We start from the raw sequence: 14192 nt of genomic DNA, 5'->3' as shown, positions 1-14192 counted from the left end.
TATAATTATCCGAAATGGTGCCATTAACCATCATTTCTTTGATTTACCAGACGGAAGACCGAAGACGGGTGACCGAAGTAGCGACAATATTAGTGTTAAACATCTATGACGCCACTTTTTGTCTTTTACTAGTTCCATTTCAGATATACTTACTAATTCTTTTTTGATGAAAAGCATGATCAAAATCCTCCACACTGCAGATTGGCATTTGGGAAAAAGACTACAGGAATACTCCAGGCTGGAGGAGCAAAAACTTGTTTTAGAAGAAATCAGAACCATCGCTGATCAGGAAAACGTAGATTTAATCCTACTAGCTGGAGATATCTTTGACACCTTCAACCCCAGTCACGAAGCAGTAGAATTGCTTTACAAATCACTCCGCAGATTGACGAATGGTGGAAAACGACCGATTATCGCCATCTCAGGAAATCATGATAGCACTCAGTTTGTCGAAGCTCCAGATCCACTGGCTCGAGAGATGGGTATTTTTTTCTATGGAAAATATGATACTGTCATCCCAACTGGAAAGCTTGATAATGGTATAGAAATCATAAAAGCTGCAGAAGGTTTTGTGGAAATGAAACTACCTGAAATTGATTTTCCAATTCGAATCATTCTAGCCCCTTATGCCAATGAGGTTTCTATGAAAACCTATCTGGGCGAAGGAGATCGTGAGGAGGAATTCCGCAATCTGATGGGAGCAAATTGGACTAGAATAGCAGATCAGTATTGCGATGAGCAAGGGGTAAACCTCTTTGCAGGACACTTTTTCTTTATGAAAGAAGGAGATAAGCCCGAAGCGGAACCAGAATCTGAGCGACCAATTCTCCACGTGGGTGGAACTCAAGCACTATACACTAGAAATATCCCAGCGCAAATTCAATATGCTGCTTTGGGACATTTACATCGCTATCATGCCGTGGGACACGAACACTGCCCTGTGGTATATTCCAGTTCTCCCCTCGCCTACTCCTTCAGCGAAGCAGATCAGCAAAAGCAAGTAGTGATCATAGAAGCAGAACCGGGAAAACCTGTTACTTATACACCAGTCGGGTTAAAAGAAGGAAGACCGCTGTATCGTAAAACATTCGATAATCTTCCAGAAACACTGGCTTGGCTAGAAGAGAATCCTTACTGTTTTGTGGAATTGACCTACGTAACCGAAAGCTCTATCGAAGCCGCAACTCGGAAAGCAATTATGAAAGCGCATGATGGTATCGTGAATTTGATTCCGCAGATCAAAAACCCTTTGGGCAGAGAGAATCAAAGTTTGAAGGTGGAAGATCTGGGAAAAGACATGGAAAGTCTATTCAAGCTGTTCTACGAAAGTGACAAGGGTCAGCAACCAAACGAGGAATTACTCACCATCTTCAAAGAAGTCCTCAGCCAAAACGACCAAGCATGATTCCTATCAAACTTGACATTCAGGGATTGTATTCCTACAAAGAGAAGCAAACCATAGAATTTGATAAGCTCACAGCGGCTGGATTATTTGGGATTTTTGGCGCAGTAGGAAGCGGAAAATCTTCCATTCTGGAAGCAGTCCTTTTAGCCCTTTATGGCAGCACTGAGCGACTTTCTGATCGGGGAGAAAAGAATAGCATGGTCAATCTACAGAGCGATCTACTGCTTTTGAATTTCGAATTCAGCTCAGGCAGAAACAATGCTAAAACCTATTTGGCTCGTTATTCTGCAAAGAGAAATCCGAAGAATTTTGATGACATCAAGCCTGCAGAGCACACTTTCTATGAAAAAGTAGACGGGAACTGGGAGCCTATCGCAGCAAGAGCAGAGGAGATAGTAGGGATGAAAAAGGAACACTTCAAACAGACAGTGATTATTCCACAGGGGAAATTCCGTGAATTCATAGATCAAAAGCCCATAGATCAGGCGAAGATGATGAAGGAGCTTTTTGGTTTGGAGCGATTTGATCTTTCATTTAAAATAGGGATTCTTCTGAAAGCTGTAAAAGAGCAGAAGATCCGTCTCGAAACTCAATTGCAAGGTTTGGAGGATTACTCGGAAGAAATTCTTGTCGAAAAACAGAGTCAATTCACTGAAATACAAACTCAGGCTGCCGATGCTTCTCAAAAGCTAAAAAGTGCAGAAACAGAAATTCGACTCCAAGAAAACCTGCGAGCTAAAAACCAGCAATTACTAAAGTTCAGAACAGAGAGAGAAAGTCTGAATCTTCAACGCTCAGAAATAGAAAAGCAGCGTCAGTTACATTCCGAATTCATCAAAGCTAAAACCTACCTCCGACCAGTTTGGGAGCAGATTCGTGATACCAGCGCGGATTTAGAAAAGTATAAAGTAAGCGTGATCGATTGTGAACGTTTCAAAATTGAGTTTGCCAAAGAAGTAGCGGAACTTGAAGAACAGGAAGCCGATCTAAAAGCAAAAAACAAGGAAAGGCCACAGCGCGAAGGCAAAATCCGGGACTTGAAAAAAGTCATTGAAATTCAAACACTAGAAACTCAGCGCGAGCAGGCGAATGCTACGCTGCTCAATTTGAAACCAACTATAGAAAGCAAAAAACAAACTCAGAAGACACTAGAAACAAAAATCGCTGAGTTAGAAAGCGAAGCTGACAAAATCAGCACAGCGGACAGCTCGGTTTTAGCCAATTTGATGAGTTCGGCAAAAGACTGGAAGCAGGCAGAAAATCAATTGAGTAAAATTCAATTGGAATCAAATGAAATAACTCAGGAAATTGAATCAGTCAATGGGAAAATTGAAGCGCTCAACATCGCTATCCCTGCTAATGAAAGTTCATTTGAAACCTGGATAACTTCTCAGAAAACAATCATTCAAGAACTGGAGAAACATCGCGATCTCTTGATGCAAAAACAAGGACTTGCTGCCCATGTCCATTTGCTTCACAATGGAGAGGCATGTCCACTTTGCGGAGCGCTAGAACATCCGAATCCGCTTGAAGGTGATGCGGAAAATAACTTGGAGCAAAAAGGTCTTCAAATACAGGAAGCCAAATTGCTACTCGATCAGATTCAATCGTCTAAATCCAGGCATAGTGAATTCGCCTTTCATCTAGAAAATCATAAAAAAAGCGCAGGTGCCAAAAGCATTGAATTACAAGAAGCAAAGCAAAATTTCGGCTCGATTAAATCCAGCCTAGCGGAAAGTGGAATAGAGCGGCATGAGGATTTAGTGGCAAAAATCCAGTCTATAGAGCACAGTTCTCAAACTCGAGAAAAACTGCTTCAAGAAGTAAAGTCACTTCGTAAAAACTGGGATTCTGAGCGAATCATAATTGATCAATCCGAAAAAGAATTGCAACAAGCGCAATTAAAGCTGCAATCTGTCCAGTCCAATATTTCCTCCAAAAAAGAAGAAATCAGAGACATGGCTTTCTGCAAGCAGTTTTTTGCTAGAGAAACTACTCAAATCCAATCAGCTATAGACAAGGTCGAAAAAGACATTGAGGAAGCACTTCAAGCACTCGAGGGAAAACAAAAGCACCTACGGGAAAAACGCAGTGTGACTGATAAGAACTTAGCTGATCTGATCAATTTCACGCAGCTTCGTGACCAGAGTTCGACAAAGCTAGAAAAGCTAAAGACAGATTTTGAATCGCTCAAAATTCAGCATGGATTTATGGATGAGGAGCGATTAATCCACTTATTCCAGCATTCACTGGATGCGGAGAAAGTAGCTCGGGATATTGCGGACTTTGACCGTAAGCATGACATCGCAGAAAATAGAATTCAGGAATTGGAAACAGAAGAAGGGGTGATTTCTTTTCAAGAAGAAGCATATCAGGAGCTTTCCTCCTCGTTCGAAAACTTAAAAATCAATGCTGAGTCCTTTCAAAAACAAGTTCTTTTGCTCGACAAAGAGATTCAAGAAACAACTAGCAAACTAGCCGAAAAGAAGATTCTTCAGGCAGGCTTCGCAAAACTTGAAATCAGAGAAAGCTATCTCAAAGAGCTGGACAATATGTTTCGAGGCAGTGGTTTTGTGAAGTTCGTGAGTTCCATTTACCTCAAGGAACTGTGCAACACGGCCAATGTGCGCTTTATGAAGCTCTGCAAAAATCAACTAAGTCTGGATATCGATGACAATAATACTTTCTGGGTGATTGATTACCTGAATGGAGGTAAGAAGCGTCTGCTTAAAACACTATCAGGCGGACAGACTTTCCAAGCATCGCTATGTCTTGCTTTGGCACTGGCTGAGAAAGTAAAAGCACTCAACCAGGCAGATCAAAGTTTCTTCTTTATGGATGAAGGCTTTGGAGCTTTGGACAAGAATGCGCTTCGGGTGGTCTTTGAAACCCTCAAGTCACTTCGACATGAAAACCGAATCGTCGGGATCATCAGTCATGTGGAAGATCTACAGCAGGAAATCGGCGTCTTCGCGAATATAGAGCTCGATCCAGAGCGAGGCTCTCAGGTGAGTTATTCCTATTAGATATATTTTTCTTACTGTACTGCGTAAAATTACTCAGTACATTGAGTAAAATATTTAAAAGTACATCTACTTACTGATTATCAGCTAATTACAAAATAATTTTTAAGTGAAAAACAGGACTAAAATGGAGTGATATATAGGCAGTTCAAAGCCTTTTTAACTCAAAGGATTGTGAAAGATTTACTTAAAACCATTTATGAAATCAGCTTTCACAACCCTAGATGGAAAGATAGTCTGAGTCCAGCTTCCTGAGAAGTTGTTCAGTTGTGTCCTCCGTGTAAATATCTGTGGACTTTGCGGTAAAAAATTAAACAAAAAAAGACAGCCATATGACTGTCTTTTTAACTATATAGATCTAGCACATCCATCTGCAAGAACTCTTCCCAGGGAATTCCGTCCGTACCAACGACAAGTGATTTTTCTGGATGATAGGTATTAGTGAAGGCATTCATACCTGTCAATCCGCCTACTCTCGAAGTCTTCACTTCTAAAGCAATGATCCGCTTTTTGTACTCCACTATGAAATCAACCTCATCATTCCCTTCTCTCCAATAGTAGATGTGCAACTTTCTCTCTTTGAAGGCTTGATTCACCAAGTGTGCTCCTACTGCTGACTCGACCCAGCGACCCCATGCACGATGATCCTCCTGAAGCGTATCCATAGTTTCATTGGATACTCCTGACATGATTGCTGTATTGTGCACCATGAACTTAGGACTGGAAGAGCGCTTTCGTACTATATTGGGGCTGTATTTCTCCAGTCCACTCAGCAAGCCGGCTTCATTCAACAGCTCCAGGTAGTTAGCCAGCGTAGTGGTATTGCCTGCATCAGCAAGCTGCCCCATAATCTTGGTGAAGCTAAGAACCTGCCCCGAGTAGGATGACCCAATCTCGAAGAGTCGCTTCATCAGCGCTGGTTTATCCACTCGAGTGAGCATAAGAATGTCTTTCGAAATACTGGTCTCTAAGAGCGCATCCCGCACATAATTCTTCCAGCGATCTTCATCTTCCTTGAGGAGAATCGCTCCTGGATATCCGCCATACCAGATGAATTCTTCTGGTGAAAGACCGAAAGCATCTTTCATTTCTTTGTAAGACCAGTGCCCTAGATAAGTGGACTCGAACCTCCCAGCTAGTGATTCTGTCAATCCTTGCTGAAGCATCAGTCGAGACGAACCTAAAAGCACCACACGAATATCACGTTCCTCTGCAGTATCCTTATCCCATTCGGCTTTGACTTGTTCGCTCCAATTATAGATTTTCTGAACTTCATCGATCACCAGAATATATGGCACATCAGGTGTTGTGCTTTGCTTAATGCGCGCATTTTCCCATTGCTGGGCTATCCACAACCTATCCGTCGCTGGTACCGCATCAGCCGCCACCAGCGTATGTGGCCAATTGATATCCTTCATGATCTGACGAATCATCGTAGTCTTACCTACTTGGCGTGGACCATAGATCACCTGGATGAACATTCGAGGCTCATCATGAAGACGTTTTTGTATTTGATTTTTCTCTGATCTCTGGTAACTCATAATATTTACTCTTTAACCTGAGTAAATTTACTCAACATATTAAGTAAATTATAATATCACCTAATATTTATCTTACTATCAATGTGTTACAAAATAATTATTAAGACAATTTTTATTCATTTCAACTTAAAATTATCCTAAAAATCAAGATTGATTCTTAAGCCGTTATTTTTTGAGCAAAAAAAATCCTCTGACAAACTGCCAGAGGATTTTCGTAAGTAAGAAAACCTATTTACAATATATTTCCATTTACCCAATCAATCTCTTCCTTGCGGATGGTATGATTTGAGTCCTCGAATATTAACAATTTCACTTTTGCACCCATCCTGCTCAGTAGGGTTTCTGATTCTTTTATTCTAGAAAGTGGTACATGAACGTCTTTTTCACTACTTCCAATAAAGACAGGTGTACCTTCAAAATCTCCGGAATACTTCTCTTCAAAGATCCTTTCACCAATCAATCCTCCGGTAAATGCAATAACTCCTCCTAGCTTCTGGGCATTTTGCGCAGCAAATTCAAGACTCAGACAAGCTCCCTGAGAAAAGCCTATGAACATCACATTTTCCGGAGAAATGCCTGCTTCAATTACTTGCTTCCACACTTCTTTGATAGCCTGTAGGGATTTAGCTAAAGCCGAATGATTCGACTCATCTGGAGCCATAAAGCTATAAGGATACCAAGAGCCACCATCGGCTTCTGGTGCTAATAACGCATAATCATCTAGGCTAAGGTATTGTGCAAGCGAAAGAATACTCTCTGCACTTGCACCTCTTCCATGAATGAGAATTGCAGCTTTTTTTGCCTCAGACAAGGGTAAACCTGCTATTTTTATCTTAGTCATATTCTTCAACATTTAACTTTATAGGCGCTAAACTCTCTTCTAGTTTTTTACGATTTGGCTCAGCCCATTCTGGCAATTTGATCAACTCGCCCAAGTGTGCTTCTTCCTCATCTATGGCAAACCCTGGTTCATCCGTAGCCACTTCGAATAAGACTCCTCCTGGCTCACGGAAATAAATGGATGTAAAGTAGCTTCTATCTTTCACCTCAGTGACCTGATATCCATTTCGCATCAAGATTTCCTGGACTTGAAGTTGTGAAGCAGCATTCTCTGTTCTGAAAGCGATATGGTGCACCGTGCCTGCACTTTGCACACCTCTATTTCCAGATTTATCAATGACTATATCCACAATATCTCCGGGTTTACCTGCTGTGCCATAACGAAATCTTCCATTTTCCTGTCCAATGAAATGATAATCCATATGCTCAGTAAGCAATTTCTCAGTCAAGTCCTTAGCTCGTAGGTTCAAAGTTGCTCCATAGAAACCTTTGATAGAATGCTCAATTGGCACTTGGCCATAAGACCAACCCGCTCTGTCATCCTGATCATTGGCAATCAATTCTATTCCCATACTATCATGGTCTTCGAATCTGATCAATTGATCACCAAATCTTGTCAGGATATCAGAGACTGGTATCCCATATTTTTTCAATCGCTCCATCCAATAATCCAAAGATCCAGAAGGAACAGAGAAGGCCGTATAAGTAACCTCACCAGCTCCCTTAGCTCCCTTACGTGCACCCGCAAATGGGAAGGTGGTAAATACGGTACCTGGCCGTCCCAATTCATCGCCAAAATAGAAATGATAAACACCAGGTGCATCGAAATTAATTGTCTTCTTCACCAGTCTCAGTCCAAGGATTCCAGTGTAGAAATCAATATTTGCTTGAGGGTTTCCAGCTATCGCAGTGATATGATGGATTCCAGTGATTAATGGTTTCATGATTATTGAGGATAGTTTTTAAAGGCAAGCCATGAGCTATACAATCTCATGGCTTGCTAATTTATTGATTGAGAAATTAATCTCAGTTTTCTACTACTTCTTCAACTTGCTTTACAATCTGAACATTCAAGATCAGACGAACTTGATCACTTACTACTACAGATCCTGCTTCAGTCACTGCAGACCAAGAAAGTCCAAATTCTTTTCTGTTTACTTTTCCTTCGATTTCAAAACCAGCTTTAGTTTGTCCATAAGGATCTCCAGCAACGCCTCCAAAATCAACGGAGAATTCAGCTTTTTTAGTTGTTTCTCTCATGGTCAAATCACCAACTAGTTTATAATCTCCACCTTCATTAATGATTTTACCAGAGAAAGTTAATTTAGGGAAATTTGCTGCGTCAAAAAAATCGGCTGATTTCAAGTGATTATCTCTATCCTTCTGGTTAGTATCAATACTGTCGATATTTGCAGAGAAAGAAACTGTTGCTCCCTCGAAATCATCAGAAGAACTTTCAGCAGCTCCTTCAAATTCCCTGAAATAACCTGTTACGGTAGAAATCACCAAGTGTTTTACTTTGAATGAAACTTCAGAGTGTGTAGGGTCGATAATCCATTTTGTAGTACTCATAGCTTTTGTTGTTTTAGTTAAATTTTTATTTGTCTTGATATTAATTGTATATACACGTAATAGGGTAAAATTTTTTAGCCTCTAAGTTTGTCGAGAAGGTCATTCATGATTATAACTTCTTCTTCAGATAAATTGATGACTTGAGTATTAAATCCTTCCATGTGAACCTGTAAATCATTCAGTATTTGAAGTCCTTTTTCGGTAATTAAAATATCCACTTGACGACGATCACTTGGACACTCTCTTCTCTCTAGCAACTCTTTAGCTTTCAACTTATCTACCAAACGACTAGCATTTGACATTTTGTTCAGCATTCTATCTTGAATAGAAGAAACCGTAGTCGGAACACCGTTTTGTCCTCTCAGGATTCTTAGCACATTGTATTGCTCCGGTGAAAGATCAAAGGGCTTTAGAATATTATTTTGCGCAGTTACTAAATAACTGTGTGTGTAAAGAAGATTGACCACTAATTTATTATATGGGTCTTTGAACTCCTTCTGCTTGATTGCTTCTTCTAGACTTCCCATATCTTTTGTTACTGTATTTAATGTATATACATATAAATATAGCAAAAGGTTTCAACTGATTAGCTTTTTTCTAGAAATAAATAAAAAAAGACCTCAAAAGAGGCCTAAGTGAACAAAATCAGGTATAAGATAAAGGAATTAACTTCTATCAACCAGCCAATCGCCTATTAGCCGATTGACCTCTTTAGGCTTTTCTATGCTACTACTATGACCAGCACCTGGAATCCTATGCAATCTTGCCCTACCGATGCTCATTTGTATAAACTTAGCTTTAATAGGTTTAGTAGCCACATCTTCATCACCTACAATCACCATGGTGGGACAGGAAATATCTCCAAGTTCATTTTCAATTCCCTTTCTATAAATCACACCTTCAACTGCCCCAGTAACGCTCCTTTTGTTTGATTTCAACTGAGATTTCCAGAAATCTATTTTCTCCGAATTTATGGGATCATCAAGCCAGCTTTCCGCAAACATAATTTTCATGACCTTATTGGCAACTGGAGGAATTACACCAAGCCATTTCACTATACCGTTAAGGGTTTTGTATTTGGGAAGATTCTCTACCGGTTCAGAGTTAGCAGAAGTCTCCAAGAGAATAAGGCTTTTAATAAGTTTTGGAAATCTAGCAGCAAGCCTCATCCCAATAAATCCTCCCATAGAAAGCCCAACAAAATGCACTGGCCCAGAACCCAATTCTTTGATCAATTCTGCTGCATCCTCTGTAAGTGTATCCATATCAAATGGTCCCGTCACCTCACTTTGTCCTTGTCCTCTATGATCGTAGGCAATCACACGAAACCGCGGCTGGAGGAATTCAATTTGATCAGCAAACATCTTATGGCTCCAAAGTAAGCCATGTGAAAAGAGGATCGTTTCTTCCCCCTTGCCTTGATCAGTGTAGAAAATATCGACTCCGTTTACTTTAATTTGGGGCATTCTATGCTATGTTTTCGAGTAATCAGTCAACTGGACTGTGAAAGCTCTATTATAAAAATCTGTTTACCAATCCAAACCTGGCTGTGTGATTGTAAACCCTTCTTCAGCTTTATGTTTGTCTACTATCGCCTTTACATCTTCCAATAGCTTTTTGGCATCATATACTATCCCATCCTTCACAGTGTACTTTACACCACCTACGCGTATTGGATTGTTATTTTCATCAATTCTGATGGCTCCGGTTCCGTATAGAACTTTAAGGTTTTGAAGTGGATTTTCCTCAAGAATAACAAAGTCAGCCAACTTTCCTACTTCCACAGAACCTATTTCCTTTTCCATCCCAAGTAATTCAGCACCATAGAGTGTTGCTGAGCGTAGTACTTCCAGGGGATGAAAACCGGCCTCTCTGAGAAGTTCCAGTTCACGTATATAGGCAAAACCATAGAGCTGATAAATAAACCCAGAATCAGAACCTGCTGTCACTCTGCCTCCTTTATTCTTGTATTCATTTACAAAAGTCATCCAAAGCCTGTAATTCTCTTTCCACTGAACCTCTTCCTCCGTCGTCCAATCAAACCAGTAGGAACCATGAGATTGGCGACTGGGCGCGTAGAATCGCCAAAGCGAAGGTAAAGTATATACATCATGCCACTCAGCTGTACGCGCTCGCATCATGTCACGATTGGCTTCATAGATATTAAAAGTCGGATCAAGTGTAAAATCCAACTCAAGCAATTCATTCATCACCTTATTCCAATGCTCTGACCCAGGCTTAGCGGCCTGCTTCCAAAGTTTTCCTGCTTCACCGAAACGATGCTGCTCATTTTGATAATTATAATCCAGTCTAAAATCCTGAATCGTACGATTTTCAAAAAGTGCCTCTGGCAAACCATACCAATGCTCCATGGAAGTCAGACCAGCTTTTGCTGAATTCATCACATTCCAACGAGCTACCTCCATCTGCTGATGATGCATGGCCGAGCGAAGTCCAATTCTCTTGTTTTCAGAAATGGCAGCTTCCATGACCTCGGGATTGGCTCCAAAAAACTTAATCCCATCTGCTCCTTTTTTAGCATTCTCATTCACCCAAGCTTTGGCCTGGTCTGCGGTAGTAATTGGAGCTTTTGCTCCTTGCCCGAAGCTCGTATAGGCAAGGATTCGAGGAGCAGTAATTTCATTGGCAGCTGATCTTTTCTTTTGATCAAGCACCCAATCCAATCCATTCCCTGCTGAAGGGTCTCTAATCGTCGTGATTCCGTGAGCCATCCAAAGCTTGAATACATATTCAGCTGGTGTACCCTGACCGCTTCCACCAATATGCCCATGAGAATCTATGAATCCAGGCAGTAAGTAGTGCCCTTCGAGTTCATAAACCTTATCATCAGGCCCTGCCTTTGGTCTGCGGTTTTCACTGATCGGCATACCAGGATAACCAACCACTTGAATTTGGGAAATTCTATTTTTTTCTACTACAATATCTACTGGACCTACAGGTGGTGCACCCGTACCGTCAATCAGGATTACTCCTCTCAAAATCAATCGTCCATATTGACCATCTCCTTCGTCACGATCAGGAGCAGATTCTATTTGAGAAAAAGAAGAAAAGGAAAGGTATAAGCCAAAAATAGCGAGGAGTAAAAGTCTTTTTTTCATAGTTCAGAGGCCTTATTAAGCTCAATAAGTTAATCCAAAAAACCACAACAAAAAACAGAAAAAGTGATGAGCTGCAAGCACAAAAAAAGCCCTAAGGAAATTTCCAAAGGGCTTTTGAGGATTGTTGGTGGTATTTTATAAATCCTTAAACTTCTCCATAATATCTTCAGAGATTCCAGTAAAGGAATATCCTCCATCGTGGAAGAGGTTTTGCATAGTTACTAATCTAGTGTAATCAGAGAACATCGTTACGATATATTCTGCACAGGCTTCAGCGGAAGCATTTCCCAATGGAGAAAGAGACTCTGCGAAATTGTAGAAGGAATCAAATCCTCCAATACCTGTTCCTGCAGTTGTTTTGGTTGGAGACTGAGAGATAGTGTTTACTCTTACTTTCTTAAGCTTACCAAATCTATACCCATATCCACGTGCGATGCTTTCAAGCAAAGCTTTGGCATCAGCCATATCTGTGTAGAAAGGGAAAACTTTTTGTGCAGCGATATAAGAAAGACCTACGATCGATCCCCACTCATTCATCACATCTTGTTTCTCGGCTACTTGCATCATCTTGTGAAAAGAGATTGCAGACACATCGTAAGACTTCATCGCCCAATCATAATTCAGATCTCCATAAGATCTTCCTTTTCTGATATTTGGAGACATCCCGATGGAATGTAGAATAAAATCAAAGTTTCCTCCAAGATATTCTTTAGCTTCTGTATAAAGCTTCTCGATATCTTCTGTGCTTGTAGCATCGGCAGGAATTACGATAGTATCACATTCCTTCGCAAGCTCATTGATAGCACCCATACGCATTGCAATTGGCGCATTGGTCAATACAAATCTTGCTCCTTGCTCTTTCGCTTTAAGCGCTGTTTTCCACGCAATTGAGTTCTCGTCAAGAGCACCGGTAATGATTCCCAGTTTTCCTTTTAGCAAATTATCTGGCATATAGCTAGGGGGTTATTTTCAAAAATATTGCCCAAAAATAGGAAAAAATAATCATTCAAGCCCCGAAATTGATGTAATGCACGAATTACCGACGTAGTAACTCTTTCGCGCTTTCGATAGCAGATACAGACGGTGAAGCTCCTGAGATCATTTTTGCAAGCTCTAGCACGCGCTCTTCTTTATCGAGTAACTTTATCTTACTCACGGTTTTCTCAGAAGAATTATCTTTGAAAACATAATAATGAAGATCTCCCTGCCCAGCTACCTGAGGCAAGTGAGTAATGCAAATCACCTGATGTTTCTTCGAAATATCCTGCATCATCCCAACCATTTTCAAAGCTACTTCACCAGAAATCCCCGTATCGATCTCATCAAAAATCAAGGTTGGCATTGCCATTTTATCTGCCATCAGGTATTTAATAGCAAAAAGCAATCTGGAAAACTCGCCTCCTGAAGCCACTTTCTTCAACGGCTGAGGAGAAGATCCTTTGTTGGCAGAAAACAGCAATTCGATCTCATCCATTCCATTAGCAGATGGCTCTATGGATTTATGTTCCATCACTACTTTGGAATTCTCCATCCCTAATCCTCCGAGTAAATTCTCAAGTGAACTCTGAAAATCTTTGAAGCTTCCCTGTCTTTTTTTGCGAAGTATCTTTCCTGCATCTGCCACTTTCACTCTGCTTTCTTCCAGCTCTTGTTCGGCTTTTGCAAGCGTTTCGTCCAGGTTTTGAACCTGGAAAACCTTATCCGCCAGCTCTCTTTCCAGCTCCATCAACTCTTCTACTGACGCTACTCCATGCTTTTTCTGAAGTTGGTAGATTTTGCTAAGTCTATCTCTGATTTCATCCAATCGCTCAAAGTCAACTTCTACCCTACTATCTTCATCACCAAGAGTCTCTTCTATATCTTTCAATTCAATATTTACAGCCTGAAAACGCTCTTTCAAGGAAGAAAACACATGTGCCAATCGCTCTAGAGATTGCATTCCATGCTGCACTTGAGACATTCCTTGAATGATTCCGAATTGCTCATTCTGGAAAAGATTAAGCATTTCACTAATCTTTAGCTTAATTTCTTCGGCATTCTCGAGAATCTCCTGAGTGGATTCTAATTCTGTTTGCTCATTTTCCTTCAAGCCTAAAATACTCAATTCTTCCAATTGAAATTGATTGAAATCAGCTTCCTTTTGCAGTTCAATGGCTTTTTTACTTAGCTCATTGAAAGTCTTTTGTGTCTTTTGAAAAGTCTTAAAATCCGCTTTATACTTTTTGATTTCCTCCTGAGTCTGAGCAAATGCATCTATTAAGCTAAGCTGATAACCTCCTTCCCCCAGTTGCAACGTGTCATGCTGGGAATGTACATCCATCAAAAAGCTTCCTAGTGACTTCAGAGCATCCAAAAGCACTGGGGTGTCATTCACAAACGAACGGGATTTCCCGGCAGGGCTAATCTCCCTACGTATGATACAAGTAGGCTCATAGTCTAGCTCCGCCTGATCAAAAAATTCCTTCAAACCATAAGTAGCCACATCAAATACTCCTTCTATGACACACTTTTTATCGGCATGAAACAAGACCTTAGTATCTGATCTATTTCCCAGAAGCAAACCTACAGCACCAAGCATAATAGATTTCCCAGCGCCAGTTTCACCGGTAATCATACTAAGCGCCGGACTAGGCTGCATGTGCAGTTGGTCAATCAGAGCATAATTAGAAATGCTAAGAGATTTAAGCATGGT

11 protein-coding genes are annotated in these 14192 nt (G+C 40.7%); 2 read left to right on the top strand and 9 right to left on the bottom strand.

The genetic code is table 11. The features are described 5' to 3' along the window. Positions 1-175 precede the first annotated feature (175 nt). Both ESV85_RS17580 and ESV85_RS17575 read left to right on the top strand, forming a co-directional pair. A complete protein-coding gene (locus ESV85_RS17580) occupies positions 176-1405 on the top strand; it encodes an exonuclease SbcCD subunit D (protein ID WP_191322046.1) in 1230 nt (409 codons plus the stop codon). Beyond that, positions 1402-4431, top strand: coding sequence for an AAA family ATPase (locus ESV85_RS17575; RefSeq protein ID WP_146919916.1), 3030 nt, complete (start codon positions 1402-1404; stop codon positions 4429-4431). The genes ESV85_RS17580 and ESV85_RS17575 overlap by 4 nt, the downstream gene beginning before the upstream one ends. 341 nt (positions 4432-4772) lie before the next feature. On the opposite strand, the gene ESV85_RS17570 is transcribed toward ESV85_RS17575, so the two are convergent. From ESV85_RS17570 to recN, 9 genes are all read right to left on the bottom strand, one after another. After that, positions 4773-5969: an ATP-binding protein gene (locus tag ESV85_RS17570; RefSeq protein ID WP_146919914.1), complete on the bottom strand. Its 1197-nt coding sequence runs from the start codon at positions 5967-5969 to the stop codon at positions 4773-4775. Between the two features lie 232 nt (positions 5970-6201). After that, positions 6202-6810, bottom strand: a complete 609-nt coding sequence (locus tag ESV85_RS17565; protein ID WP_146919912.1) for an alpha/beta hydrolase — start codon at positions 6808-6810, stop codon at positions 6202-6204. Beyond that, positions 6803-7753 carry a ring-cleaving dioxygenase gene (locus ESV85_RS17560; protein WP_146919910.1) on the bottom strand — a complete coding sequence of 317 codons (951 nt, stop codon included), beginning with the start codon at positions 7751-7753 and terminating at the stop codon, positions 6803-6805. The genes ESV85_RS17565 and ESV85_RS17560 overlap by 8 nt, the downstream gene beginning before the upstream one ends. An 82-nt stretch (positions 7754-7835) precedes the next feature. Then, positions 7836-8381, bottom strand: a complete 546-nt coding sequence (locus tag ESV85_RS17555) for a YceI family protein (RefSeq protein ID WP_146919908.1) — start codon at positions 8379-8381, stop codon at positions 7836-7838. 74 nt (positions 8382-8455) lie between these two features. Continuing rightward, positions 8456-8908: a MarR family winged helix-turn-helix transcriptional regulator gene (locus ESV85_RS17550; RefSeq protein WP_146919906.1), complete on the bottom strand. Its 453-nt coding sequence runs from the start codon at positions 8906-8908 to the stop codon at positions 8456-8458. Positions 8909-9046: 138 nt separating this feature from the next. Beyond that, positions 9047-9847: an alpha/beta fold hydrolase gene (locus ESV85_RS17545; RefSeq protein WP_146919904.1), complete on the bottom strand. Its 801-nt coding sequence runs from the start codon at positions 9845-9847 to the stop codon at positions 9047-9049. Positions 9848-9910: 63 nt separating this feature from the next. Next, positions 9911-11500 (bottom strand): amidohydrolase family protein, encoded by a 1590-nt coding sequence (locus ESV85_RS17540; protein ID WP_146919902.1) that lies wholly within the window; start codon positions 11498-11500, stop codon positions 9911-9913. Between the two features lie 135 nt (positions 11501-11635). Further along, positions 11636-12451, bottom strand: coding sequence for an enoyl-ACP reductase (locus tag ESV85_RS17535; RefSeq protein WP_146919901.1), 816 nt, complete (start codon positions 12449-12451; stop codon positions 11636-11638). Positions 12452-12536: 85 nt separating this feature from the next. After that, positions 12537-14189, bottom strand: coding sequence for a DNA repair protein RecN (gene recN, locus ESV85_RS17530; protein WP_146919899.1), 1653 nt, complete (start codon positions 14187-14189; stop codon positions 12537-12539). Between the last annotated feature and the right edge of the window lie 3 nt (positions 14190-14192).

The sequence above is a fragment of the Algoriphagus aquimarinus genome, assembly GCF_007997215.1.
In the GTDB taxonomy this organism is placed as follows: domain Bacteria; phylum Bacteroidota; class Bacteroidia; order Cytophagales; family Cyclobacteriaceae; genus Algoriphagus; species Algoriphagus aquimarinus_A.
The sequence above is the reverse complement of the archived record's forward strand: the minus strand, read 5'-3'. Positions and strand labels throughout refer to the sequence as shown.